Below are 23,670 nucleotides of genomic sequence, written 5' to 3' on the forward strand. Positions count from 1 at the left end.
TTCGCTCCGGCTCGCCCGGCTGACCGGGTAACCTATTCATTACAACAATAACTATGCAATTAGCTTTCTGGGTGCGACGCGCCCACAAATGGATCGGGCTCGTCATCGGGGTGCAGGCGCTGCTCTGGATGATCAGCGGTCTCTACATGGTCGTGGTCCCGCTCGAAGTCGTCCACGGCGACCACCTGGCCCACGTCCCGACCGAAAGGCTTAACCCGTCCGCCGCCCGTATCAGCCAGGCTAGCCTGCACGAAGCCTACCCGGGCATTACGGCCGTCCGCATGAAAAACCTGCTCGGCAAGGAAGTCTATGAAGTCAAGCAGGGCAAGCAAACGAGCCTGGTGGACGCCGTCAGCGGCGAGAAGATCAGCCCGCTCGATCGCGACCAGATCATCGCCCTGGCCGATGCGGCCTACGTGGGCGAGGGCAGTATCAAGGGCGTCGAATGGGTGACCAAGGCGCCCCAGGAGGTCGGAGCGCGCCCGGTGCCGCTGTGGGCCGTCCACTACGACGAGCCCGGACAGACGACGCTTTACTTTTCCCCGTATACCGGCGACCTGGTGGCCCGGCGTCATGAACTCTGGCGATGGTTCGATTTCCTTTGGATGTTCCACATCATGGACTACGAGGAACGCGAGAACGTGAACAACACGCTGCTGCGCACGGCGTCGATTACTGGCCTGCTGTTCGCCATCAGCGGCGCATGGCTGCTCTTCTACAGCTTCAACCGGAGGAAGCAGGCATGAGCCATTGGATGAGACGTTTGCACAAGTGGGTGGGGGTGATCCTGGCGATCCAGTTCCTGCTGTGGATGTCGAGCGGCGTCGTCATGAGCCTGCTCGACGCGAACAAGGTGCAGGGACGTGAGTTCCGCACCAGGCCACCGGCGCCGCCCGCGTGGCCCAAGGATGTGCTCAGCACGGACGCGGTGCTTGCGGCCAGCCGGGAAAACGTCATGGCGATCACTTCCGGCTGGGTGCTCGACCGGCCCGTGTACCGGCTGCAGAACGACAAGCGCAGCTGGATGGTCAGCGCAGCGGACGGCAATGCGGTGGCGGTGGACGCCAGCCTGGCAGGGGAGATCGCGCGTGCGTCCTATTCCGGAAGCGGGAAAGCCGGAGTGCCGCGCCTGCTGAACTTCACACTCGAGGCCCGCAAACACAAGGAGCCCGTCTGGCGCGTCGACTTCGACGACGCCGACGAGACCTCGGTCTATGTCTCCAGCCTGTCGGGAACGGTGCTCGAACACAGGAACAGCACCTGGCGCCTGTTCGACCTGTTCTGGATGCTCCACATCATGGACTACAGCGAAAGGACCAATTTCAACAATCCCTTGCTTGTCTCCAGTGCGATCGGCGGACTGTGGATGGCCTTGAGCGGTGTCTGGCTGCTGTTCGCCAGCGTGCGGCTCGCGGAATTCGTTCCAAGCCGCTGGCGGCGGCGCCGTACCGTCAACCTGGTCGACGCTCATGGCACGATGCATCGCGCGGTCGAGGCGGTTCAGGGCGATACCGTGTTCCAGGCGCTCGCCCGCTCGGGCCTGCAGTTGCCGTCGAACTGCGGCGGCGGCCAAAGCTGCGGTTTGTGTGAAGTACGATGCGTTGGACAGGCGCCTGAACCTACGGGTGCGGATCGCGCACTGCTGTCGCCGCAGAAGCTCGCGGCCGGGTACAGGTTGGCCTGTAACCTTCCTGTAACGCGCAGTCTCGACGTCGACGTCGGGAACACCCTTGCGTCGTCTGCCGAACGCATAGGGGTGGTCACCAGCGTCAAGCCGGTGACGCCGTTCCTGCGGGAGATCACAGTGCGCCCGCAGGACCAAATGGAATGCCGGCCGGGCGCCTATGTCCAGATCCACGTGCCCGCGTACGCACGCGAGGCCAGCCAGCTGGATGTCCCCGAGGAGCACCAGGAGGACTGGCGTGCCGCAGTTGTGCTGTCGACGCTTGCGAATGAGACGCCCGTTCGACGGTCGTATTCGATATCGGTACCGGTGGAATGTGCCGGCTCGCAGTTGACTTTCCTGGTCCGCTTCATGCCTGGGAAACAACCGGGCAGGGGATCAGGCTACATGTACACGCTCAAGGTCGGTGACGAAGTTCGCTTCAGCGGACCATTCGGCGATTTCGCACTGAAGCCCGGGGCGCGTGAGAAAGTGTTCATTGGCGGCGGCGCCGGGATGGCGCCATTGCGCGCCATGATCCATGAGCTCCTGACAAAGGGTGCCACCGAGCCGCTGCACTTCTGGTACGGGGCGCGCAGCCGGCGCGATGCGCCGTATGTGGACGAGATGCAGGCATTCGCAGCGAAACACCCGAACTTCCGCTGGCACCTGGTGCTGTCGGAGGAGGCAGTAAACGGCGCGCCCGCAGGACTGGTACACGAAGCCGCGCTGGAGGGTCTGCTGCGTACGCACCCGAACATCGCCTCGCTCGAGTTCTACGTTTGCGGCCCGCCGGCGATGCTGTCGAGTACCCTGGCAATGTTGCGCAGTCTTGGAGTCGGGGAGGCGAACATCGCCTACGACGATTTCAAGATCTGAAGGACGAAGATCGCTAGGGCTATTCCTTGTGCTCCGTGTCGTCGACCGCCGGAACGCCTCATTTTGCCTTCCTCCACGACCCGCGCACGTGACCTCGGGGGGAATTACGGGATATGCCCCAGGACTAGGCGAGCGGACACTGGACCAGGCCGGCGCCGACATCCTGCTCGTCCGTGTCGCTGGCGAACACGTCCGGTTTGGCTGTGCTCATCAGTTGCGACTGTACCAGGAGCGAAGTGGGCGTTTGCCCACGCGTCTGGATTGCTTCCCACCACAATGCGCATGCGCCCGCGACGTGCGGGCAGGCCATGCTGGTCCCGCTCAGCGCGGCCAATCCTCCGCCAAGTTGGGCTGAGCGAATGTCCACACCTGGCGCTGCAATCGTCGCCATCGAATTCGAGAACGGCGCCACGGAAAACCGGTCCAGTGCCTGGCCAACCGCGGCGACCGAGATCACGTGCGTGGCGGCAGACGGCAACGAAGCAGCTAGACGGTAGCTGGCGTCAAGGTCGCGGCGGCTTTCGTTGCCGGCAGCGGCGACGACGAGTGGGGACGAGCCAAATGCGGCTTGCGCGTTGTAGAGTTCCATAATAGCATCGAACATGCGCAGGTTCGCCCGGTAAGCTTCAAGCGCACTCGAGGTGGCCAGATCGACTGGCCACCCCTCCTGATTCGCTAGACGCGCGACCATGCCGGGGAAATCGAACCCCAGTGACATCGAGACGATATGCGCCTCATTTTGCATTGCCCACATCAGGGCTTGAAACAGCTGGGCGGAGTCCCCCTGACCGGCCGAATCCAGGACTTTTCCAATCAATGCCTTCTGCACACCGCGTGCAACGCCGACCCGCTTGCCGTCCACGTCGCGCCCGAGGATCGTGCCCGCACAATGCGTACCGTGCCCGTTGCCATCACCGTTTCCGTCGCCGGTGAAGTCCACCTGGGTCAGCTCGACGCCTGCGAACGCAGCATGGGTCGCATCGATGCCGGTATCGAGGACTGCGATACGGGCGCCACGACCGGAGAAGGGACACGTATCTGCAGCGATGGCTTGCAAACCCCAATTCGCATCGGTTCCCGTGGCCGAGGGCGCCAGCGGTGCGATCAGTTTTACCGGCATCAATGGGGCAACGGCCGATACGCCAGGGTCGCGCAAGAAGCTGGCGTAGGCTGTCGACGCGATATCCTCGATGCCGAGCTTAACGCTACCAACGGCAAGCGCCTCAAGAGGTTCAATGCGGCCTTTGCCAGTTTTCAGAGGACCGCTGTCAACATTTATGCGTAGGACGATGTATTTCATCTGCCTTCTCCCTGACGCACCGCCCGCGCCTTCGTAGCGCGGCTGCGTGTACGTGGTGAATGCTATGGTGTACGCTCGTTCGGCGCATGCCAAAAACATTGACTGGCATCAAGCTTTTTAGCGATGAGTCAGCCAAGCACTTCCTGCGTTGCCCTGCATGAGACCTTAGGAGCTCCCATGCTCACAATTCGGACGTCGACCGCCACGGAGCCGCGCACGAGTGCGTCAACGTACGGTCTTTACCGCGTCAAAGGCTTCTAATGCAGTATGGCTGCGGCAACACTTGGAGTCCTGACGTTGGCCATGCTCGAGACCACTATCGGGGCGTCCTCCTGTTGAGACGTGCAGCGAAACACCCAGCCCACAAGACATCCCTGGAATAGGCGCCTGGCCAGGTTCGAGAATCGGCCGCCAGGCGCGGCCAGAAGCCGGCGGATGTGCCGACGTCGCGGGCGTGGCTGATTCCCCGTGTGCTTAGTTGTCAAACAGTGAAAGGAGGCACAAAATGAAACCAGTCGTTAAACAGACCGCTGCCATTACTGTCGCGATAGCAGCAATTCTTCTGTTGGCAGCCTTTGCAATCGCCTGGTCCGGCACCTTCAATGTTGCAGCTGATGCGCCTCACTCACGTCCAGTGTATGCGGCAATCAATTTTGTGCGTGAACAGTCCGTCCGTGCACGGGCAGCGAACGTCAAGGTGCCCGACCTTGCAAATCGTGCCTCCCTCGTTAAGGGGGCTGGCAACTACGACGCGATGTGCGTGCAGTGCCACCTGTCGCCTGGGATGGGAGAAACCGAACTCAGTCGCGGTTTATATCCTGCACCGCCGAACCTGTCGAACACCCGGGTCGAGCCATCACGAGCGTTCTGGAGCATCAAGCACGGCATCAAGGCATCGGGGATGCCTGCGTGGGGAAAGAGCATGAACGATGCCGACATCTGGAACTTAGTCTCTTTGCTCCAGAAATTGCCGGACCTGAACAAAGAAAGCTACGAAGCGCTGGTCCAAAGCAGCAGTGGCCATTCTCATGCGGGAGCACCTTCTGGAGAGATGCATGATGCTGCTGAAGGTCCCATGAAAGGACACGCCAAAACAGACGACGTGAAGCCTTCGCCTGAGGGCAAGCCCCGTGCGCATGAGCATCAAGCAGGCGAGGAGCATTGAACTGGGACCTCAATGCACTGTTATTGGGTCAGCGGTTCAGATTCATCCCGAGAACGATCCCGTATACTCACCATGGACAGGTCCGCCTGGCGGTCAAATGATGGCCTTGCCTCGCGCGATCTTGCGCAGTACATGCAGGTCGCTGCCAAACATGCACAGGGCTTCGCAATGCTGGGCAAGCAGGCCGAAGGGAATGTACATGACCGGCACATCGCCAGCTTCTTGTTTAAATGATGGCCGGCTGAGCTGGGCGATCACTTCCTGTTCGCGGGTATCCGGGGCAACGATGTAGTAATGACATGCCTGCTCCGGCAAGGACAGGGCCAGGTCCTTCATCCTCAGGATGCCCGAGTAAATCGAGGTACTCTTTTCGATTTCGAAGGCGCACACGATGTGCTCGCCGTCCTCGCTCAGCCACAACACGTCGATCAAGCCGATCGTATTCATGACTTCATCCTGGGCGCCGATGTCCGGCAGCTTATCGGTCGTCGCCAGGACGAATGCCTCACCCGCAAAGGAATGATGCCGGTCATTACGCGCGACGTGGACGCGATACTTCAGTGCGCGGCCCAGGCGGATCAGCAGGTGCTGCATGCGTGTGTGCTCGGATACGCCGGCCTGATCCGCCAGCACCTGTTCGTGCCGGCGCTTGTTAGCCTTGGCGGCTTTTTCTTGGAGCGCAGCCAGGGTCGCGTCTGCATTGCCCGCGGTGGCGATTCGTCCCGTACCGATTTCGAACAGGAGTCCTGCGAACGCACCGAGATCCTTCGACAATAGCTGCCTGTGCTGATTGTTGACCTCGACGATCGCTTCCCGCATGGCTAGGTAGCTGTGCCAGCAGCCCAGTTTGAGCTTCGTTCCAAACAGCGCATTGAAGCCGTTGATGATCGCGGTGTTGAAAGGCGGGATCAGAGTGGGATGGAGAAAGTAAAGAATCGTGGCCGCCGCCGGGCCCAGCCCCTTGATGCCGGCTTCGGCCAGACGGCTCATCTCGGCAAGCAGTTGTTCCTCTCGCGTGGCATTCAGGCAGGCCGACAGGAAGCTGCCGAACCTGCGCTGGTTCGCTTCGCTCTCGTAGATGTCGGGGATGCGCAGCTTCGGTTTCCAATAGAAGGGATGGGCGGCCCCTTCGAACATCTGTTTCTGCTCGGTGATCGCGCAGAGTACATCCTCGAGTGGCGAACCGCGGAAATCGTTTCCGAAGCTGCCTTTCGAAATTGCCTGGACGGTGTCGATAACGCCGCGCCGGATCGAGCGGAAGGCTTTCATGCGGTCCTCGCTACCGATGAACCAGGTGTTGTAGACCGACTCGGCATCCTGCTTGTATTGGTGGATCAAGTCGGCGACCCCATTGTTGGCAACCGCCAGTGTAGAAGAGCACATACGCTATAAATATCTTTCTGGAAAGACAAGTGTAGCGGTCTGTTCGTTTGGCGGCAATGACTGCGTGGTTGTCAGGCATGTCCGCCTGGGACATCGTTGCAGGTAGTGCTTGACCTTCCCATGATGGGAAGGTCTAAAGTACGTATAGAGCAAACAAACAGGAGGTACGATATGTACGAGCTCAAGGTAGAAAAAATGTCCTGCGGCGGTTGCGCCGCCCGGGTTACGCGTGCAGTGCAGGCCTTGGATCCGAACGCAAAAGTGGAGGTGCTGCTGAAAGACCGCTTGGTTCATGTCGAGAGTACGGCGAGCCCGGAAGCAATTGTCAACAAGATTAGCTCTGCCGGATACCCGGCGTCCCAGGTAGCGAGCCAGTGAGCCGCCCCGGCTTTCGTGAAGGCGGACGCTGGCCCGTCCCACGCTCCTGCTGGCGTACCTGACGGCGCAACGTTTCAGGCGCGCAGCCGATCTTGGCCATAATCGGCGTGGGCGTAGCCACCGCAATTTGCACTTGCTGCTCGCTTCACTGACCATGGGAAAAGTACCCGATGACATCGGGGAATGCTTCGATTGCTCCTTCCTAGCTCCGTTTTCTCAAATGAAGCCCCTACAAAATCTGGGTGGTTCACGAAGCAGATGAGCGAGCAGTTAATGCGGGGTAGCGAGACCGCTTGATACCACTTGGTTGCGCCGCACTAGCAATGACAGCTACTGCCGAAGGGAAACGTGCGCATTACATGAAACGGGACATGTGAGGTACGCTGACTTTTTCGGACACTTCCGATTGATAAAATTATCGGAAGGAGCGAACACATGAAATTGAAGACATACACACCTGAGTTCAGGACCGAAGCCGTCAAGCTGGTGCTGGAACAGGGCTTGTCGCAGGAACAGGCTGCCCAGCGGATCGGAGTGCCGAAAGGGACGCTGGCCAACTGGGTGAGCGCGGCGAAGCGCAGCACAGACCCGGCGGCACCACCAGGCAGCCGAAGCGTCGTGGAACTAGAAGCCGAGTTGGCAAAGCTGCGTAAAGAACTGGCCGTGGAGCGGATGGAAAAGGAAGTGCTAAAAAAGGCCACCGCGTACTTTGCCAGGGAGTCGCTGCCCGGTACGCGTTCATAAAATCGATGCGACTCGAGTACCCGCTTGGCCTGTTGTGCCGTGTCTTTGACGTGTCGCGCAGCGGCTATTACGCAGCGCTGGATCGTCCCGCATCGCAGCGTGCGCAGAACGACGAGAAGCTGAAGATCGCCATCAAGGCTGCTCATGTTCAAACTCGTCAGACCTATGGACCGTTGCGCTTGCAGCCGGAACTGGCTGCGCAAGGCTTCGAGGCGGGACGTGATCGGATCGTGCGGCTGCGGCGAGAGCTTGGCCTGTGCTGCAAGCAAAAGCGCAGATTCAAGGCAACGACAAACTCGAAACACGCCTACCCGGTCGCACCGAATCTGTTGGAACAGACCTTCGCGCCGACGGAGCCAAATGAAGCCTGGGTGAGCGACATCACGTACGTCGCCACCGACGAAGGCTGGCTCTACCTGGCGGGTATCAAGGACATTTTTACGTGCGAGATGGTGGGCTATGCGCTCGGGGCCAGGATGACCCAGGAGTTGACGGCGCAGGCGCTCTGGCGAGCAGTACGCAACAAGCGGCCAGCGCCAGGCCTGATTCTCCATTCGGATCGCGGCAGCCAGTACTGCGCAGATGACTATCGCAAACTGCTCGAGCAGTTCGGCATGACGGCCTCCATGTCGCGCAAGGGGAACTGCTACGACAACGCGCCTATGGAGAGCTTCTGGGGTAGCTTGAAGAACGAATTGATCCATCACCAGAGGTATGCGACCAGGGCCGAGGCGGAGTCCGCAATCACTGAATACATCGAAATTTTCTATAACCGCCAGCGGCGCCATTCGCGTCTCGGGTACCTATCGCCAGCATCGTTTGCCGAAGAATTCAGCAGACAGCAGCTGGCTGCTTGAAACGGACGTGTCCACTATTGACAGTACACCTCACATGTTAGATTCATCACATGCGCCACAGCCTACGGACATTTCTTTTGTGCCTGCTGTTCGTTACCCTGCCGATACAGAGCATCGCGGGGGTGACGAGGTATCAGTGCGGCATGGCGCATCATGCTCTGGCAGTGGACACCGCTCGCTCGTTGGCACACGAAGAGCATGGAATAGGCGCCGATCTGTCTGGCAAAAAAACACACGCTGACGCTGCTACGGCGGCGGCAAAGGCGACCGATCCCGATGGTGCCTGTGCGAACATGGGTGGCCATAAGAGTTCGAGCTGCGGAAAGTGTTCCGGATGCTGTATCGGCAGCTATGCTCCGCCGCCTTTCATTGCCATGACTGCAGCGCAAGAACCTGCGGAAACGCTGCGTTCACCCTCCGTTTCTTCCTTCACCGGGCAATTCCCAGCCCGTCTTGAACGACCTCCTCGCGCTAGCTCATCCCCCTTGTCGTGATGCGGAGCAGCGCATCTCCGAGGCGCAACTACGACTTCAACCTGCTTGCCCAGCACCTGCTGGCCTTCGCTGTCGTGCCGCCGCGTGTGCGGTGGCATCGTAGCCGACATTGTGAGCTCGTGCGATTGCGCGGCGGTCCTGCTGTGCGCGGCCAACGATTGGCGAGGCGGGCAGATGATGCGGGGCGGATTCCATCGCCCCGCTCGAAAACAGGTTTTCCCTTTTTGACTGGAGAGTTACATGAATGCCTTTGAAATAGGCGACAGTTGCACAAGCAACTGGCGCCGCCGTTTTCTGCAGGGACTCGGCGCCGCAGCAGGCCTGGCAGGATTGAGCCCGCGTCTGCTATTTGCACAGCAAGCGGACCGGCGAAGCCTGCGTGGCACCGAGTTCGATCTCGTCATCGGGCCCACGCCCGTCAACTACACCGGCGCCGAGCGGATCGCCACCGCCGTCAATGGCCAAGTGCCGGCACCGACGCTGTACTGGAACGAAGGCGACACCGTCACGATCCGGGTCACGAACCGCTTGCCAACGGTCAGCTCGATTCACTGGCATGGCATCTTGCTGCCGGCAGACATGGATGGCGTACCCGGGCTGAGTTTCTCCGGGATCGCCCCGGGCCAGACCTTTACCTACCGGTTCGAGGTGAAGCAGACGGGAACCTACTGGTATCACAGCCATTCGGGATTCCAGGAGCAAACCGGGCTGTACGGCCCGATCGTCATCCTTCCCAAGGGGGCAGACCGGGTCCGGGCTGACCGGGATTATGTCGTCATGCTCTCGGACTGGACCGATGAAAAGCCTGAACGTGTGATGGCCAACCTGAAGAAGATGAGCGACTTCTTCAACAACAAGCAGCCGACCTTTGGCGAGTTTGTGCAGGACATCCAGCGCATGGGATTCGCGGCCGCCGTCGACAAGCGCAAGATGTGGAACCAGATGCGCATGATGCCGACCGACTTCAGCGATGTGACGGCCAGCAGGAACATCAGCGGCGCGCTGCGCTTCCTGATCAACGGCGCCACCGCGGAGAAGAACTGGACGGGGATCTTCCGGCCAGGCGAGAAAGTGCGGCTTCGGTTCATCAACGGGGCCGCGACCACGATTTTTGACGTCCGCATTCCCGGATTAAAAATGACGGTGGTCTCTGCGGACGGACAGGATGTGGAACCGGTTGCAGTGGACGAATTCCGCATATCGGTTGCCGAAACCTACGATGTGATTGTCGAGCCTGCCGAAGACCGGGCTTATACGATCTTCGCCCAATCGATCGGGCGCTCGGGATCCGTACGCGCGACGCTGGCTCCACGTCCTGGCATGCAGGCCCCGGTGCCGGACATCGATGAAGCAAAGTGGCTCACGATGGTCGACATGATGGGAGCCATGGCCATGGGAGGCGCGCATGGTGCGCATGGTGCAGCGATGCCGGCCATGAATCGCGCCGCGGCACCAGCCACAGCAGGCGCAGCGGCGCACAGCATGCATTCGATGGCGCAGGGCCAGGCACAGCAGACAATGCCGGCGGAAGCTGCGCACGCAGGCCATGCACAGATGGCGTCGCCAGCAGCCACCCCGGTGCAGCCGCCTAAGGTGACCCACGCACGCACCGAATACGGTCCAGGCGTCGACATGCACGTCGACATGCCCAGGACGAACTTGGACGACCCCGGCGTTAACCTGCGCGACAACGGGCGCCGGGTGCTGACCTATGCCGACCTGCGGACCATTGGCGGCCCTATCGATCCGCGCGAACCGTCCCGAGAGATCGAGCTGCACCTGACGGGGAACATGGAGCGCTTCATGTGGTCGTTCGACGGCCAGAAATTCTCGGAGTCCCTGCCCATCCGCTTTAGGTATGGGGAGCGCCTGCGGGTCGTCCTGGTCAACGACACAATGATGAATCACCCGATCCACCTGCACGGCATGTGGAGCGAGCTTGAATCGGAATCGGGCCAGTTCCAGGTCCGCAAGCACACCATCAACGTGCAACCAGCCCAACGCGTCAGCTTCCGCGTGACCGCCGACGCACCCGGGCATTGGGCGTTCCACTGTCATCTCATCTATCACATGGAAGCCGGCATGTTCAGGGAGGTCGTCGTATCATGAAAAACCAGTCGAAGCGACCGATTCCCTGCGCATTGGTACTTGTCTTGCTGCTGTCGCAAAACGCCGCGGCACAAGCCATTCCGGACTCGGAAGGACGCGGCCAGTCCAGCGAGGCGCCCGCTCCCGGGCAGCCCGCCGTCGATCATGCAGCGATGGGGCATGGCAGCCCCGCATCCACAAGCAGCACCGCGTCTCGAGAAACGCAGGCGCGGCCGCAGAGGGATGCCAGCCCGAAACAGGCCAAGGCAAAGCGCTCCAACGAGCCAGGCAAGCAGCAATCCGTCCAGTCCGGGCAGAAGGACAAGCCACAGGAACAACATAGTGGCCATGCCGGGCACGCCATGCCTGCACAGCCAGCGGCATCGCACGCACCGGCGGTATCCGGGCAGGCGCACCCCGGGGATCATGCTGCGATGGGACACGGCAGTCCTGTTCCCGCACCGAGCGCGCCCCTACAAGGTGCTTCCACACACGATCATCCTGCCCCGCCGCCGGCGGTCCAATCCGGGCAAGACAGCCAGCACCAGGGACATGGCGCTCAGGCAGGGCATACCATGCCTGTTCAGCCACAACCTGCCCGCCAGGGACAGGCCGGAGCGGTACAGGCGCCCGCCATGGATCATGCGGCGATGGGCCACCCGGCCACAGATGCAGCGCCGGCCGCGTCCACCCGCGCGGGAATGGCGCAAACGGGCCAGTCCAGCGGAGGACATGGCATGCAGATGGGCCGGATGCAGGGTGGCCCCCCGCCGGCTGATGCGCGCGACCCCAGCGCCTATAACGAAGGCACACAGTTTGCGCACCTTGGCAACCACGAGATGAACGATAACGCGCCGTTCTGGAAAGTCTTGGTGGACAAGGCCGAGGCAGCCAAGGGCGATGGCGAGCGCGGGCAGAATGTCGAGCTCGAGGCGTGGTACGGCAACGACTACAACAAGGCGTGGGTCAAGTTCGAGGGGGAGCGGCGGGGCGGAACGCTGGAAGCGGCGCGTACCGAGCTGCTATGGGACCGGGCATTCGCGACCTTCTGGAGTACCCAGCTTGGCATCCGGCACGACAGCGGCGAGGGCAAGAGCCGGGACTGGCTCGCCTTCGGTGTGCAGGGCCTGGCGCCGTACTGGTTCGAGACCGAAGCCACGGCCTACTGGCGACCAGGAAGCGGACTTGCGGCGCGGCTGAACGCCAAGTACGAGGTGCTGTTCACACCGCGCCTGATCCTCGAACCCGAGATCGGCGCCAACCTGTACAGTCGCGCCGACCCCGAGCGCGGGACCGGAAGCGGGCTCTCGGACATCAATGCCGGCCTGCGCCTGCGCTATGAGATCACGCGGAAGTTCGCGCCCTATCTCGGCGTGACCTGGAGCAGGCAGTTCGGAAGGACCGCGGACATCACGCGGCAGCGGGGAGGAGACAGGAGCGAGGTGCAGGCGGTGGCCGGCGTCCGTTTCTGGTTCTGATCCCACGCGGAGCATCAGGATCGCTATTCGACGCGTCAGACAGGCGCGCGACGTCCTGGAAGAGGCGACCTGTCAATGAACTTCAAGGAGAAAGATCATGAACCAGAATCAGTTTCAATCTTGCATCCAGGCTTGCTACGACTGTGCCCAGGCCTGCGACACCTGCGCCGCCGCCTGCCTGCAGGAGCCGGATCCGAAGATGATGGCCCGTTGCATCGAGCTGGACAATGAATGCGCGGCGATGTGCCGCCTGGCCGCACAACTCATGAGCCGGTCGAGCGAGCACGCCATGCAGGTGTGCCAGCTGTGCGCCGACATTTGCGAAGCCTGTGCGGACGAGTGTGCGCAGCACCAGGCGCAGCATTGCCAGGACTGCGCCGCGGCTTGCCGCCGCTGTGCCCAGGAGTGCCGCAGCATGGCCCAGTCTGGTTCCGGCGCCGGGACCGCAGCCGGCGCCCACGCGGCATCCCACTGAGCAGGCGGGGCCGGCGTCCGCCGGCCCTTAGCACCGAGCAAGTCCAATTTCAGGAGAACAGATTATGGCAAACAATATGAATACAGCAAGAGACCGATTGGAAGCGCGCCTGCAGGACGCAGGTGAGCGCGCGCTGGAGCGGGTCGCGGCGCAGCAGTCCCGGTTTGACGGCATTTCCTTCGATTTCGACGCCGGCAAGGCACCCTACGATTATGCGATCCGTGTCGGCACCGGCTCCTCCAATGCATTCCAGGGTAGCGAAGCACGCGACTACTTGTGGGGGCTGGGCGGCAATGATTCGCTGGGTGGTGGCGCTGGGCAGGACAACCTGTTCGGCGATGCCGGGGCCGACCTGCTGGTCGGCGGCGACGGCGGCGACCGCCTGGTGGGCGGGATGGGCAACGACCGGCTGTTCGGCGGCGCGGAAGCCGACGGGCTGATGGGCGGCATGGGCAACGATATCCTCGACGAGGGCGATGGGCACGGTGACCTCAACGGCGGAGCGGGCGACGACATCCTGATCGGCGGCCGTGGTGCCGACGCCTTCATGATCTCTCCCGACAGCGGCAACGACGTGATCCGGGATTTCACGGCTGGCCCAGGCATGTTCGACCACCTGGCGATCAGTGGCCTGCGTTGGGGCGACCTGTCCTTCGCCGATACGGCCGAAGGCGTCAGGATCAGCTGGAAGGGCGGCTCAGTGCTGCTCAACGGGGTGACGAAGGCCGAGCTGTCGCAGGACGACTTCATGTTCGCCGATTCTCCCGAGCTTCCGCCATCCTCGCGCCCCGCCAATGGGCCAGCGCCCGAGCGAGCGACCATGAGCCAGGAAGGTCCGGCGATCGCAGGCTCGGACCGTGCGAACCCGGCGTTCGACCGTATCGCCGACGCCATGCTCCGGCGCGACACGCCGGTAGGCTTCGACTTCACTGGTGACGAACACTATACCGTCAAGGTCGGCACGGACGGCGCCGACCGGTTCGATGGCGGTGCGAGCTGGGACCAGCTGTTCGGTCGCGACGGCAACGACCGGCTGTTCGGTAACGGCGGCAACGACATCCTCCAGGGAGACGCCGGTAACGACCAGCTGGACGGCGGCGCGGGCTCGGACCGCCTTGATGGCGGCATGGGCAACGATCGGCTTGCCGGCGGCGACGAGGAAGACGAAGTGATGGGGGCGGAAGGGGACGACACGATCGACGCCGGTGCCGGCCACGACATGATCGAAGGCGGCATGGGCAACGATACCATCCGCGGCGGCACAGGCGCCGATGCCTTCATGGTGATGCCCGACAGCGGCCACGATATCGTGCTCGACTTCGAAGCCAGGGGGGCGGCGCAGGGCGCCTTCGATCACATCGCGTTCATCGACATCCTGCCGGAGCAGGTATCGGTACGGGACGTCGACGCCGGCGCGCTCATCTCATGGGATACCGATGGCGATGGTTCCGCGGACGGCTCGGTACTGCTGCAGGGAGTCTACAAGGTCGACCTGCGCCAGTCCGACTTCATGTTCAACGAAGAGCCGGCGTTTATCGCAGGGATCAGTACTGTCGGATCAGGCTACATTTTCTGATGCGGTGGCCGCCCGACCCAGTGAGGTCGGGCAGAAAGGCGGGCAGCCAACGCCCGCCTTCCCAATGTCACTTCGCCTTGCGCGAGGACCAATGCACGTGCACGATCAACCAATCGTCGCCCTTCTTCTCGAGGACGGCGGTGCCTGTGCCGAACACGTGCACCGGTTGGCCGCGCGAGGTTCCGGTCGTCTCCGTTTCTTCCCAAACGACCGCAGTGTTGCCATCGATGCGTTCGGTCTGCTTCAGTACTTTCCGGGTCGAGCTCTTGGCGAACTGCATGTCGCCGCCGAGGTGATGACTCGCATATTCGTCGCGCGATCGTTCCACGTAGCCGGATTCATAGATCGCAATCTCGGGAGACAGCTGCGCGAGCGCCTTCGTCTTGTCGCCGCTGACAAGCGCTTCATGGAAAGCCGCAAGGGTCTCCTTGGGCGACGCTGCAAAGCTGCTTGCATGGATACCGAACAAGCCGGTGGCCAGGATAATAACTGCCAGTGATTTCTTGAACACGTGTACTCCTTGGATATAGTTATTGTTTAGGACGCCATAGGTGGCGAAGTTGAGGTCAGGAAGGCTGCTGCGATGAGCACCGCGACAAGGACGATTGCCTCAACCTGCAGCACGCGTGCAAACAGGCCGCCGGCAGCGCGCGCCTCTTGCCCTTGCTGTTGCAGGGAGCGCAGCAAGGCAGGCATGACAGCGAAGCGGTTGAACCCACCAAGCGCCGCCGCGCACAATACCAGCCCGACCTTGATGAGCAAGGTCGTTCCGTAAGGATTGCCGAACAGGTCCGCAGGGCTTTCCAGCACGCGCCAGGTGCTGATCGCACCGGTCGCGAAAATGCCGACCAGGGCGACGGTCGCGCTGCGCGAGAGGGCGTCGACATAGAGTGCGCAGTCGGCCCGGCTCCCTGATGCGGCGTCAGGCAGGACTCGCAAGGTGATCAAGCCCGCCACGATCACTTCTCCCACCCAGATACTGATCAACACCAGGTGGACCCAATCGGCTGCGACGGCCCAGGTGAAGTCGCCGGAAGCGCCGGCGTGGCTTACCATGCTGCGGCTGTAGAGCAGCACGCCGATCGCCCCGATACGGACTGCGGATGTCGCTGCGGCTGCCTGGAAGCGCGCGCCAGCGGCGGAGGCCGTCCCCGCCACGACAAGCGCGGCAGCGCCGATCATCCACGCGAGCCCGAAGTGTGTCCCGGTGATGAGTGACCGCACTGCGGGCCATGCTTCGGCAAGCGGGACTTCGGCCATCGACGCCGCCTCGATCCAGAGAATGGCGACATAGGCCAGTATCGCCGTGCCAGTTCCCGCCAGCAGGGCCGTCCGCAGGCGCGGCAGCATGGCGCGCGCCCACGGGGAGGTCCTGGTGCGCAACCAGAGCGTTGCGGCGCTGGCCCCGACCAGTACGGCCAGCGACAGGTTCAAAAAAGCGGTGACGGCGCGCTGCGCGGACGCGAGATCCGACTCCAATTACTTCACCTGGAACGAGAATTCGCCCTTGACCTTGTGTCCATCGCGGGTGACTGTGGTCCATTGCACGCGGTAGGCCCCCGCGTGCAGCCCCGGCGTGGTGGCGATCAGCGCCTTCGCGTCGGCAGGGTCGGCAGCGATCTTCGACGGCTCCACGACCGCCCCTTTCTCGTCGACCAGTTTGACCTTGCTGAAGGGCAGTTCCAGGGGCTCATTGAACTGCAGGCGCACCTCGGCCGGTGCGGTGCTCACGACGCTGTTGGCCTGGGGGGATGAGGCCAACAGTTTTGCGTGGGCGAGGGCAGCTGGAGCTGCGATCGTCGCCACGGCTGCGGCTGCGGCAAGAACGAGGTTCTTGATGTTCATTTCTTTCTCCTTAATATCCTGCGCACTGTGCGCAGGGCCAGGTGATGGGACAGGTTGTGCTTACTGCGCTTTCTGCATCTGTACGATGGTCACCGCGCCGTTCACCCGGTCGGCTGCGAACTTGACGTTGTCGCCCACCTTGACCTGGTCGAGCATACTCGCGTCCTTCACGCGCAGGACCATGGTCATCGCGCCCATGTTGAGGTTCTTGATTTCGCCGTGGCGCAAGGTGATCTTGCCGGCCTCTTTGTCGATCTTCTTCACTTCGCCATCCGTCAGCTCCGCCGATGCCGGCGCTTCGTGGCCCGCATGCGCCGCGCCATGGCCTGCGTGGGAGTCCTGCGCGAATGCGACAGAGCTTGCGGCGCTCATGACGATAGCCAGGGTCAGTTTCGAGAATGCGTTCATCGTCGTTCCTTTCGTTGGGTTGGTTCAGTTGTAGTGTTTGAAAACTTTGGTCTTGCCATTGGCCTGCACCAGCAGGACGTCGAACGGGTCCTTGCGCGGACCTTCCATGCCGGGGGAGCCGAGCGGCATCGCGGGCACTGCCAGTCCCTTTGCCTTTGGCCTTTCGACCAGCAACCGCTTGATGTCGTCCGCCGGCACGTGCCCTTCAATCGCATAGCCTCGCACCATCGCGGTATGGCACGAGCCCAGCTCGTTGGGGATACCACCCCGTTCGCGGTAGTCCGACGGGTTGGCGACGTTCGACACCTTGGTAGCGAAGCCGTTGGCCTTCAGATGATCCACCCAGGCCGCGCAGCAGCCGCAGGATTCGCTCTTGAATACCTCGACGACCGGGGCGGCCGCCATCGCAAACACAGGTGTGCACAACGCAGCGGCGAGTGCGGTCTGACGTAATAATCGTTTCATAAGAGACTCCTTTGGTACTCTGGTTGGGTCATACTCTAGTTAGTGATGGCCCTGGTGGCCAGTCGGCTTACGAACAGTTACCTCGATGTCTGCAGGCTTCGTGGCGGGCATGGACTGGCCGCCCCCACTCTGGTTGCGTACCGCCGCTGGCTGCTCGCCTTTCCATTCGTACGCCACCGTGCCGGCGGGGTGCTTGTACCAGCCCGGATCCTTGTAGTCGCCCGGCTTCTGATCCTTGCGGACCTTGAGCACCGTGAACATGCCGCCCATCTCGACTCCACCGAACGGTCCCTGGCCGGTCATCATCGGCAGCGTGTTTTCCGGCAGCGGCATCTCCATGTCGCCCATCGAGCCGCCTTTCTCACCCATGACCATGTAGTCGGGAACGAGCTTCGTGATTTTCTCGGCCACGCCCCGATGGTCGACGCCGATCAGGTTCGGCACGTCATGTCCCATCGCGTTCATGGTGTGGTGCGACTTGTGGCAGTGGAAGGCCCAGTCCCCCGGCTCGTCCGCGATGAACTCGATGGCGCGCATCTGGCCTACGGCGATATCGGTAGTCACCTCCGGCCAGCGCGACTCCGGACGGGTCCAGCCGCCATCGGTGCCGGTGACCTCGAATTCGTGGCCATGCAGGTGGATTGGGTGATTCGTCATCGTCAGGTTGCCGGCGCGGATGCGCACGCGGTCGCCCTGGCGCACGTTCATGGTGTCGATGCCCGGGAAGGCGCGGCTGTTGAAGGTCCAGATGTTAAAGTCGAGCATCTCGTTGACGCGGGGCGTATAGCTGCCCGGCTCGATGTCATAGGCGTTCAGCAGGAAGACGAAATCGCGATCGACCTTGTGATGGGCCGGGTTCTTTGGGTGCGTGACCCAGAAGCCCATCATGCCCATCGCCATCTGCACCATCTCGTCGGCATGCGGGTGGTACATGAAGGTACCCGGGCGGCGAGCGACGAACTCGTACACGAAGGTCTTGCCCGGCTGGATCCCGGGCTGGTTCAGGCCGGTGACGCCATCCATGCCGTTGGGCAGGCGCTGGCCATGCCAGTGGATGCTGGTGTGCTCTGGCAGCTTGTTGGTGACGAAAATGCGCACGCGGTCGCCTTCGACGACCTCGATGGTCGGCCCGGGGCTCTGTCCGTTGTAGCCCCACAGGTTGGCCTTCATGCCGGGCGCGATCTCGCGCACGACCGGTTCGGCGATCAGGTGGAACTCCTTGACGCCATTGTTCATGCGCCAGGGCAGCGACCAGCCGTTCAGGGTGACGACCGGGTTATAGGGGCGGCCGTTGGGCGGTGGCGGTGGCGGCTGCGTGGCGGCGCTGGTCATGATCGGGGCTTCCGGGAGGGTGGCCGCGCCAGCGCGGCTGACCAGTCCTGCGCCCACGAGGGCGGCTGCGCCAGTGAAGAAATCTCGACGAGAACTCATTGCTGATTCAATCCTTGTTTAATGTCCCGCGGCGGCTTCGGTTGCCGCGGCGGTGGAAGCCATGGAGATCGACGAACCGCCGGTGCCGGTGATGGCGGCCTGCAGATCCGTTTCGGCGATCCAGAAGTCACGTTGGGCGTCGATCGCCGCATTCACACCCGCAATCTGTGCGCGTGCATCGGCCAGCAGCTCGAACACGCTCATCAGCATGCCGTTGTAGCGAAGCAGGGACTCCTCGGAGATCTTCTTCCGCAGCGGGACCAGCTCGTCCCGGTGCTGCCTGGCGACGTCATAGGTGGTGCGGTAAGCGGAGTAGGCTTCACGGACCTGGGAGCGAGCCTTGACGGCGGTATCGGCCGTGCGGTGGACCGATTGCATGTACAGCGCCTCGGCTTTCGCGACACGTGCGCCTCCCCAATCGAAGATCGGCAGGGCAAGCTCGATCTCGTAACCGTTCTCCCGCGGCGAACCGGACTTGCTCGAGTTGACGTAGCCAGCCTCGAGCACGTTGATGACGCCGGTTGCCTTCGTCAGGCCCAGGGCGCGCGCAGTCGACTCAGTACCGAGCTTTGCCAGGCGCACATCGAGGCGCTGCTGCATGGCGAGCGACTCGATACTGCCCGCCTCACGCGGAGCCGCCGGCAGGTCCGGCAGCCTGTCCGGAAGCTGGAACGCCGTGTTCTCGCCCCACACCCCCATCAGCCGCGCCAGCTGCTCCCGCGCCGCCGTCGCGTTGTGGCGTGCGCGCGCCAGCTGGGTCGAGGCTTCGCTTGCGAATGCCTGCTCGCGAGCCTGGTCGAGGGCACTCAGGTGTCCGACCTTGGCCATGCGTTGCGCAAGCTCGGCGCTCGCGCCGGCTGCCTCGCGGACTTGTTCCGCGTAGCGCGCCGACTGCACTGCCGCGACGGCATTGAAGTAGGCCTTGCGGGTGTCTGCCGCCAGCCGGACCGCTTCGGTTGCCGCGGCCAGCTTGGCGCCCTCGAAGCGACGCGACTCGATATCGCGGCGGATCGGGATGGTGACGAGCCCGACGAGGTCGAACATGACGCTGCGCTCGATCTCGGTCTCGCCGCCACCGGACATGCGGCCAAAGCTGAAACCGGGGTTGGCCATGCGGCCGGCTTGCACCAGGTCGGCCTCGGCGACACCCAGTTCGGCGAGCGAGGCACGCAGGCCACGGTTGTTGAGCAGGGCAGCACGGACCGCGCTGTCGGCGGTGAGCGGCTGTTTCAGCAGCTGATTCAGCTCGTTCTGGATGGCCGCGCCATTGGCATTTGCCTTTGGCAGGCGAATGTCCTGGCCGGTGCGCTCGGCGGTCAAGGCCGAAACAGCGTCCAGGCCGCCGTCCTTGGAAAACGTTGCGCAACCGGTCAACGCAAGGAGCATGGCGCCCGCCGCAACGGCGCGCCGTGCAGGAATAGAAAGCTTTGTTGTCATTATCTGTTCGGCTTAATGATGTTTGCTGTGATCCACAGGCGCCGGATTGGTCGGCTTCGCTGGCGTGGCTGGCGCGGACGGAGCCGGCGCCGCTTTGTGGCCGTGGTGGTTCTGCTCACCGCCGTGAGCACCATGCCCCGCGTGGCTCGGCACTCCCGCAACAACATCGTTTGCGGCGCGCCAGGATTTATCGGGCGTCGTCTGGCCGTCCTGCGGTGCAGGCGAACGACTGGGAATGACCGATTCGTACACGGTCGGTGGCACCGCCACGGCGGGGTCTGCAGGGTCTGGCAGCGGACGGGATTGCTGGGCGTGCGCGTACATCGGCAGGACCAGCAGGACGCCAATAGCGGCGGCCAAAAGCTTGGAGGTCATGGACAATCCTCAAAATCGGTAACAGGGCGTGCACGGGCACGCACGATTGCTCAAGAGCGATGACGGCGCCGCCAAAGGGCAGCGGGTCACCTCTTGTTACGATTAAGCGGATTGGTGCCGCGGAGGGCGTCGGGGGCCGTCCTGGATGAAGCCAACGGCAAATGCCGCAGGCGCAACGACGACTGCGTCGGAGCCGTCGAAAGCCGGGACAGCGAAGTGAGTGGAGGGTGGCGCAACGGCGCCCAGGCAGAACGCGGAGCATGCACTGCAGGTGGAGTGCGGTTTCTTGCCTGGCTTGGAGTCTGTCAAATCGGCGCCGACCAGGGAGTCGTCCGATTGGCTTGCATGCTCGCCACCGTCATGAGCGTGCGCATCGGCCATGTGCTCGTGGGACTGCATGTCCAGATTAATCGAAGTCTGGCTGGACTGCTGGTGAACCGGGCCGCAGGACATACGATTGGCCGCAAGCGCGTGCAGAGGAAGCACGGCCAGCAGGAGCCAAACCAGAAATGTCTTAATTGCGCGGTTCATAGTTGCCGTGAGTATAGCACGACATTTTTGGCTGGAGCAGCCCTTAAGGCTGACCAAAGTCAGGGCGGCAGGCACGGCTAGTCGACGAGATGTACTGACAGGGTGCGTTAGCGCACAGCATGCCTCATCGGACTTCATCCCGAATCGCGAATGGACGTGCTGCGTTTTTTCGGCGTCGCACGGTGATCAATTTCGTTCGAGGAGACGAACATGAAGAAAATCCGGGCCCGTATTGCTCTCATGGCCGGTGCGCTTGCACTTGTTTCTGGTGTGTCAGTGAACGCGTTTGCGCAGTCGGGGCAGCACGCACAGCATGGCGCCGCGTCTGGCCAGGCGGGGCAGCACCAGGGCATGCTTGGTCACGAGATGATGCAGTCGATGGAGGCCATGCACCAGAAGATGTCGAGCATGCAGATGACCGGTGATCACGATCACGACTTCGCCATGATGATGCGTTCGCACCACCAGGCCGGCATCGACATGGCAAAGGCCCAGCTCAAGAATGGCAAGGATCCGCAGATGCAGGCAATGGCCAAGAAGGTGATTTCCGACCAGACTAAGGAAATCAAAAAACTCGACCAATGGCTGTCGAAACACCAGGCATCGGGCAAGTAGGGGCCGGGCCACGGCACCGGTGTAAGGGTTAGACGCCGGTGCCGCGATCGCCTCGTCAGGTCTTTTCCGCAAAGAAAGCTTGCCACTCCGTATCGGACAGCGGTACATCAAAGCAGATGCTACAGTTTTTGGCATGACTGCCGCCTTCCGAAAGATAGCCTGGTGTTTGCTGTGTCTGTTGGTCGGGTACCATGGGTACGCAACCGCGGCTGTCACATGCCACAACTTGAAGGCTGAACTGCAGGTCGTGAAGATAGATGCCCGGGCCCATAAGGATGATTGCCCGCAAATGCGCTCCGACGTGCCAGAAAGCAGCGATGGAAGCTGTTGCAAATCGAAGTCGCTCTGTTGCTCGCACTTTAACGTTCCCTACGCGCCTATCCCCTCATCCACACCGCTGGGCGCACCTTCCACTTCTTCCGAGCGGTCGCATTCCTTCCAGGCCGCCTTTTCCAATTTCATCCCCCCCGTCCTCGATCCGCCTCCGCGCTCTTGACGCATTGCATCGTGCCGTCCTCGCGTCGCCGTTCGCAAGCGATACGAGGCCGCAAGGTATTTGATCTCTCCTTCGAAGCTGCAGGTCCGTGTTTCTCTGCGCGGGCACGGTGGCGTTCGCATGAACAACTGAGCAATGAGGTAGAACATGAAAAGCAACAATGCATTGCCCAAGCCGGCTCTGCTGGCGGCTCTGCTATTGTCTGTCGTGGTCCCGGCACGTGCCGATATCACTATTTTTACCGACGAGGCAATGTTCCTGTCGGCAGTGTCGGCGTCCGGAACCGACCGTTTCGACGACCTTCCAGCCTCTGAACTGGATGCCGAGCTCTCACGTACCGCGGGTGCATACGGGTATCGGGTCAGTGCGGGACCGGGAGAAGGTGGTTTCTTTCCAGCGATGAATGAAGGCGACGTCTATCTGGCGCCGACGCTTGCCGCCGATGCCGTGCGCTTCAACGCGTTTTCACCCGGGGTGTTCGGCTTTGGCGGGAGCTTCTTCGCGACCGATGCCTATGGCGGCTATGTACCCGGACGAACGATCGAGCTCACGGCGATGGACGGATCAAGTATCGCAAGCTACACCCTGGATGGATCGGCACCCACCTCGTTCCTCGGATTCCTGTCGACCCGCCCCTTGACCGAGGTAGCGCTGCGCACCATTGGCGAGCAAGGAAATGTCTACTGGGCGACCGCAAACAATGTTGTCCTTGCTGTGCCGGAACCATCGGCATACGCGATGTTCCTAGTGGGGGCAGGCATCGCCGCCTGCGCAGTACGGCGCCGGCGAGGGCTTGCCTTCGCCTCGGCTAAATGAATCGTTCTATTGTGTCTAAAGGAGCCAACATGAACACCGCAACCAATCATTCCGACCGTTCTTCCGTTGTCCGCAACCTCCGCGCGCTGGTGCGCAATCTCGGACTGGGCCTGAGCTTGCTCGTGCCTGCCATCGGCGTGGCCCACGCCGACGGACCGGGCAGGGGAGCGACCGCACAGTTTGAAAAGAATTACCTCGTCTTCATTATCAATCACCACTATTCCGCCCTGCGGATGACCGAACTGGCTGCCGGTACGGACCTGACCCGTGACGCGCAGGTCGTAGCCCCCCAGGAGGGGACGTCACCGACGCCAGGCTTCAACGCGACCCCGGCAAAGGCGAGCGACGACGAGATCAAGTCCATGGCGCGTATGGGAAACCGTGAGCAGCGCGAGGAGATCGGCCGTGCCCAGCGATTCCTGAGGGAGTGGTACGGCATCCATTATCAGCCACAGCTTACGGCGGACGGCCGACGCATGATTGCCATGCTCGAGGCGACGCCGGCCGGGACGCAGTTCAACCAGGTCTTCCTGAGGTCCTTCAGCAACCATCACCTGGGTGCGCTTGCGCCGAGCCTGCACTGCACGGTCAAGAGCGACCTGAACCATGACGGGTTGCGGCGCTACTGCGAAAACATCGTGGTCGTCCAGAAGAACGGCATCAACGACATGCGGGAGATGCTGTGTAAGCGCTACTCGGACTGCGGCTTTGTACCGATGACAGGTGACAAGCGGAAGGACAACGAGTTCTGACCGGAGATGGGTTGAAGCG

The 23,670-nt window shown here is 62.2% G+C and carries 22 protein-coding genes; 12 read left to right on the forward strand and 10 right to left on the reverse strand.

Features of this window, described 5'->3' with window-relative positions:
- Window positions 1–53: 53 nt before the first annotated feature.
- Window positions 54–746 carry a PepSY domain-containing protein gene (locus tag MasN3_RS13350; RefSeq protein WP_071362885.1) on the forward strand — a complete coding sequence of 231 codons (693 nt, stop codon included), beginning with the start codon at window positions 54–56 and terminating at the stop codon, window positions 744–746.
- Window positions 743–2,542: a 2Fe-2S iron-sulfur cluster-binding protein gene (locus MasN3_RS13355; RefSeq protein ID WP_177185553.1), complete on the forward strand. Its 1,800-nt coding sequence runs from the start codon at window positions 743–745 to the stop codon at window positions 2,540–2,542. The genes MasN3_RS13350 and MasN3_RS13355 overlap by 4 nt, the downstream gene beginning before the upstream one ends.
- A gap of 124 nt (window positions 2,543–2,666) precedes the next feature.
- Here MasN3_RS13355 and MasN3_RS13360 read toward each other — a convergent pair whose 3' ends face one another.
- A complete protein-coding gene (locus tag MasN3_RS13360) occupies window positions 2,667–3,842 on the reverse strand; it encodes a S8 family peptidase (RefSeq protein ID WP_281907677.1) in 1,176 nt (391 codons plus the stop codon).
- Between the two features lie 505 nt (window positions 3,843–4,347).
- Here MasN3_RS13360 and MasN3_RS13365 point away from each other — a divergent pair.
- The gene (locus tag MasN3_RS13365; RefSeq protein ID WP_281907679.1) at window positions 4,348–5,007 is read left to right on the forward strand and encodes a c-type cytochrome; all 660 of its coding nucleotides are present in this window, start codon (window positions 4,348–4,350) and stop codon (window positions 5,005–5,007) included.
- 93 nt (window positions 5,008–5,100) lie between these two features.
- On the opposite strand, the gene MasN3_RS13370 is transcribed toward MasN3_RS13365, so the two are convergent.
- Entirely contained in the window at window positions 5,101–6,345 is a 1,245-nt protein-coding gene (locus MasN3_RS13370) for a hypothetical protein (protein WP_281907680.1), read from the reverse strand.
- Between the two features lie 216 nt (window positions 6,346–6,561).
- Here MasN3_RS13370 and MasN3_RS13375 point away from each other — a divergent pair, with 216 nt between their 5' ends.
- From MasN3_RS13375 to MasN3_RS13400, 6 genes are all read left to right on the forward strand, one after another.
- Window positions 6,562–6,768, forward strand: a complete 207-nt coding sequence (locus MasN3_RS13375) for a heavy-metal-associated domain-containing protein (RefSeq protein WP_071362880.1) — start codon at window positions 6,562–6,564, stop codon at window positions 6,766–6,768.
- 435 nt (window positions 6,769–7,203) lie between these two features.
- Window positions 7,204–8,369 (forward strand): IS3 family transposase gene (locus tag MasN3_RS13380; protein WP_370662284.1). Its coding sequence is split into 2 segments (ribosomal slippage): window positions 7,204–7,480 and window positions 7,480–8,369, totalling 1,167 coding nucleotides; the frame shifts between segments, so codons are not numbered across the junction.
- Window positions 8,370–9,103: 734 nt separating this feature from the next.
- The gene (locus tag MasN3_RS13385; RefSeq protein ID WP_281907685.1) at window positions 9,104–10,972 is read left to right on the forward strand and encodes a copper resistance system multicopper oxidase; all 1,869 of its coding nucleotides are present in this window, start codon (window positions 9,104–9,106) and stop codon (window positions 10,970–10,972) included.
- Window positions 10,969–12,429: a copper resistance protein B gene (locus MasN3_RS13390; protein WP_281907686.1), complete on the forward strand. Its 1,461-nt coding sequence runs from the start codon at window positions 10,969–10,971 to the stop codon at window positions 12,427–12,429. Before MasN3_RS13385 ends, MasN3_RS13390 begins: the two co-directional genes overlap by 4 nt.
- A 97-nt stretch (window positions 12,430–12,526) precedes the next feature.
- The gene (locus MasN3_RS13395; protein ID WP_281907687.1) at window positions 12,527–12,904 is read left to right on the forward strand and encodes a four-helix bundle copper-binding protein; all 378 of its coding nucleotides are present in this window, start codon (window positions 12,527–12,529) and stop codon (window positions 12,902–12,904) included.
- A gap of 64 nt (window positions 12,905–12,968) precedes the next feature.
- Window positions 12,969–14,480, forward strand: coding sequence for a calcium-binding protein (locus tag MasN3_RS13400; protein ID WP_281907689.1), 1,512 nt, complete (start codon window positions 12,969–12,971; stop codon window positions 14,478–14,480).
- Window positions 14,481–14,547: 67 nt separating this feature from the next.
- On the opposite strand, the gene MasN3_RS13405 is transcribed toward MasN3_RS13400, so the two are convergent.
- The 8 genes from MasN3_RS13405 to MasN3_RS13440 are packed head-to-tail and all read right to left on the reverse strand — an operon-like array spanning window position 14,548 to window position 20,441.
- On the reverse strand, window positions 14,548–14,991 hold the full coding sequence (locus tag MasN3_RS13405) for a YybH family protein (protein WP_281907690.1): 444 nt from the start codon (window positions 14,989–14,991) through the stop codon (window positions 14,548–14,550).
- Between the two features lie 26 nt (window positions 14,992–15,017).
- On the reverse strand, window positions 15,018–15,959 hold the full coding sequence (locus tag MasN3_RS13410) for a copper resistance D family protein (protein ID WP_281907691.1): 942 nt from the start codon (window positions 15,957–15,959) through the stop codon (window positions 15,018–15,020).
- Window positions 15,960–16,325: a copper homeostasis periplasmic binding protein CopC gene (copC, locus tag MasN3_RS13415; RefSeq protein ID WP_071362875.1), complete on the reverse strand. Its 366-nt coding sequence runs from the start codon at window positions 16,323–16,325 to the stop codon at window positions 15,960–15,962.
- A 60-nt stretch (window positions 16,326–16,385) separates the two neighbouring features.
- Entirely contained in the window at window positions 16,386–16,733 is a 348-nt protein-coding gene (locus MasN3_RS13420; RefSeq protein ID WP_071362874.1) for a copper-binding protein, read from the reverse strand.
- A 24-nt stretch (window positions 16,734–16,757) separates the two neighbouring features.
- Window positions 16,758–17,198, reverse strand: a complete 441-nt coding sequence (locus tag MasN3_RS13425; protein ID WP_281907694.1) for a DUF411 domain-containing protein — start codon at window positions 17,196–17,198, stop codon at window positions 16,758–16,760.
- Between the two features lie 39 nt (window positions 17,199–17,237).
- Window positions 17,238–18,629, reverse strand: a complete 1,392-nt coding sequence (locus MasN3_RS13430) for a multicopper oxidase family protein (RefSeq protein ID WP_281907695.1) — start codon at window positions 18,627–18,629, stop codon at window positions 17,238–17,240.
- A gap of 18 nt (window positions 18,630–18,647) precedes the next feature.
- Window positions 18,648–20,066, reverse strand: coding sequence for a TolC family protein (locus MasN3_RS13435; RefSeq protein ID WP_281907696.1), 1,419 nt, complete (start codon window positions 20,064–20,066; stop codon window positions 18,648–18,650).
- 12 nt (window positions 20,067–20,078) lie between these two features.
- Window positions 20,079–20,441, reverse strand: coding sequence for a hypothetical protein (locus tag MasN3_RS13440; RefSeq protein ID WP_281907697.1), 363 nt, complete (start codon window positions 20,439–20,441; stop codon window positions 20,079–20,081).
- A gap of 741 nt (window positions 20,442–21,182) precedes the next feature.
- Here MasN3_RS13440 and MasN3_RS13445 point away from each other — a divergent pair.
- The 3 genes from MasN3_RS13445 to MasN3_RS13455 all read left to right on the forward strand — a co-directional run bounded on the left by MasN3_RS13445 (window position 21,183) and on the right by MasN3_RS13455 (window position 23,651).
- On the forward strand, window positions 21,183–21,587 hold the full coding sequence (locus MasN3_RS13445; protein WP_281907698.1) for a DUF305 domain-containing protein: 405 nt from the start codon (window positions 21,183–21,185) through the stop codon (window positions 21,585–21,587).
- Between the two features lie 643 nt (window positions 21,588–22,230).
- Entirely contained in the window at window positions 22,231–22,899 is a 669-nt protein-coding gene (locus tag MasN3_RS13450; protein WP_071362868.1) for a PEP-CTERM sorting domain-containing protein, read from the forward strand.
- 29 nt (window positions 22,900–22,928) lie between these two features.
- Window positions 22,929–23,651, forward strand: a complete 723-nt coding sequence (locus tag MasN3_RS13455) for a DUF305 domain-containing protein (protein WP_071362867.1) — start codon at window positions 22,929–22,931, stop codon at window positions 23,649–23,651.
- Window positions 23,652–23,670 lie beyond the last annotated feature (19 nt).

This window comes from Massilia varians (genome assembly GCF_027923905.1).
Taxonomy (GTDB): Bacteria; Pseudomonadota; Gammaproteobacteria; order Burkholderiales; family Burkholderiaceae_D; genus Telluria; species Telluria varians_B.